The sequence below is a fragment of the Coprococcus sp. RTP31081st1_H1_RTP31081_211007 genome (genome assembly GCF_040227275.1).
Classification (GTDB): Bacteria; Bacillota; Clostridia; order Lachnospirales; family Lachnospiraceae; genus Coprococcus; species Coprococcus aceti.
Genome location: NZ_JBEHVP010000018.1, coordinates 1 through 2,273, shown reverse-complemented (window position 1 = coordinate 2,273; position 2,273 = coordinate 1). Strand labels below are relative to the sequence as shown.

Annotated in this window: 4 protein-coding genes and 1 pseudogene; all 5 read left to right on the top strand. The window is 32.9% G+C overall.

Going from position 1 to position 2,273, the window contains the following annotated elements:
- Positions 1–445: pseudogene (locus tag ABUA31_RS14315) on the top strand (hypothetical protein); the annotation flags it as partial.
- 9 nt (positions 446–454) lie between these two features.
- Positions 455–814: an SMI1/KNR4 family protein gene (locus ABUA31_RS14310; RefSeq protein WP_015533470.1), complete on the top strand. Its 360-nt coding sequence runs from the start codon at positions 455–457 to the stop codon at positions 812–814.
- A complete protein-coding gene (locus tag ABUA31_RS14305) occupies positions 807–1,349 on the top strand; it encodes an RNA 2'-phosphotransferase (RefSeq protein WP_015533469.1) in 543 nt (180 codons plus the stop codon). The genes ABUA31_RS14310 and ABUA31_RS14305 overlap by 8 nt, the downstream gene beginning before the upstream one ends.
- A complete protein-coding gene (locus tag ABUA31_RS14300; protein ID WP_349824065.1) occupies positions 1,350–1,883 on the top strand; it encodes a hypothetical protein in 534 nt (177 codons plus the stop codon).
- A complete protein-coding gene (locus tag ABUA31_RS14295; RefSeq protein ID WP_349819094.1) occupies positions 1,874–2,164 on the top strand; it encodes a hypothetical protein in 291 nt (96 codons plus the stop codon). Before ABUA31_RS14300 ends, ABUA31_RS14295 begins: the two co-directional genes overlap by 10 nt.
- Positions 2,165–2,273: the final 109 nt, after the last annotated feature.

Genomic DNA, 2,273 nt, shown 5'->3' with positions numbered 1-2,273 from the left:
TGGAAAGAATAGGGGTATGTCTACTAGCAAAGGACGGGTGGAGTCTGAAAGAAGTATTACTTGTGAGGGTGGAAGTAAGACAATTAATCCTAAAGAAATAAGATATAGTCAATCGTCTGTAAATGGTTCAAGTGAGATTATAGATAGCATGAAGAAGAATGGGTGGAAGGGTGACCCGATTGATGTGGTAGAAATGCCTGATGGAATATATACAACAATAGATAATACACGTGTTGTATCTGCAAGAGAAGCTGGTATTAATGTTAAAGCTAATGTGCATGGATATAATGATATTTTACCTGAGGAATATATCGAGAGATTTACAACTAAGAAAGGTGTTCCTGTTACATGGGGCGATGCAATTAGTCTAAGAGTTGGAAAACAAAAGGCATCTTTTAGAAATAGTAATCCATTTGGAGCGTTTGATATGGATACAATAAAGTAGGAGGCAAACATGGAAATATATGATGTAAGTAAAGTATATCAAGAATTTAATTATCCCAAAGAGTTTTTAAAAATTGTTGAACTAAATCTGGTGGACTTTGATTTTTGGTACTTAATGAGCAAAGAACAGGTTGAAAAAAGAATTAAAGGATTAAAGGAACGTTATCCAGATAGAGAACTTGTTCCTTTTGCTAGAAGAGATGATAGTGATGATATAGCTTGTTTTGATATTAAAAAAAATAGTAAAGTCCAAATTATTCATGATTTTGCAAGTGCTGGATATGAACAGAGAAAAGAGTATAATACTTTCTGGGAATGGTTTAAGGAAGCAATACAGGAAATGATAGATGAGGAAGAAGCAGATGATTAATTATGAAGAATTAAGCAAAGAAGTATCGTATGCACTTCGTCATGCACCTTGGGAATATGAGTTGGAGATGGATGAAGAAGGTTGGGTGTCAGTAGAACAATTAGTGGATGCTCTGAATAAGGATATGAAATGGATAGGTACATCAGAAGACGATTTATTAGTTATGATAGATAAATCAGAGAAGAAGAGACATGAAATAAGCGGTGGAAAAATCAGAGCATTTTATGGTCATTCAATTCCGATGCACATAAAGAAAGAAAAAATGATACCTCCAGATATTTTATATCATGGTACGGCTAGAAGATTTTTATCAAGTATAAAAATTAATGGTCTATTACCTCAAGGAAGACAATATGTTCATTTGTCACAAGATATTAGTACAGCACAGAGTGTTGGATTAAGACGTGATAATAAACCATGTGTTTTGCAAATTGATGCAAAAAGAGCTTGGGAAGATGGAATACTTTTTTATTTTGGAAATGAAAAGGTATGGTTAGCTGATGTAATACCAAGTAAATATATAACAGAAATATAGTTGATAGAAGCCAGTAGATTTAAGGGTGGAAGTACAACAATAGATGATGTTACAGAAATGGATTGGTATAATTATTATAGGGATACATATGGGAAAGAAAATGTGTGTTGGGAAAGTTGTAATCCATCAGAAGTAGCGTCCGCTTGGCAAGGTAGTTATCCCTATACTGGTGTGGATGCCTATACGAATATAACATTACATGATGGTGATATAATCTATATGGGCGAACCATTCCCAACGGGGTATTCTACAACATCAGAAGTAGCGCAGACTATAGGCAATGATGCTCAAAAGGTCTTTGGAGGATTGCAAGTAAAACCATATTATGAAAAAGGAATGGCTTATGCAGAATACAGAAGTAAGTTAACTCCTTACAAAGTTCATGGAGAACTAAATGTGGCAGATGGAGTCGCTTTGAATAATCCGCAATTTGGTCAAGGAGGATTAGCGCAAAGATTTGACCCTAATTTTGATTTTAATTGTGCTAATGGAGTACTGGAAAAGTATATATATCCAAGGAGCCAATGGAATTAAATAAAGAAAAGTTCTGGACTACTATTTTTTGTGATAATAAGATAATATCAAAAGTTGAATTAAGTAATGCTGAAGAGAAGTACAAAATGAATTATCAAACAATGAATGATGATATTCTGAAAGAATTAAGAAAACATAATAATGATTTTTTGAAAAATGAATTAGGAATTCCAAGTAATGAAGGTATTACAGGAATAGAATATGATTATGCATGGGTAAAAATATTTTCATATTATGATAATAAATCATCGGAGACAGGCATTGTGATTGTTTATATTTAATTATGGTTATACTTTAAGACTTCCTTAGAAGTAAAATCTGATATGTAATGACCTCTTGTCAAGTACAAGTTAACAGAAATCACCACAAAACTTTATTTAGTTGTCTGAA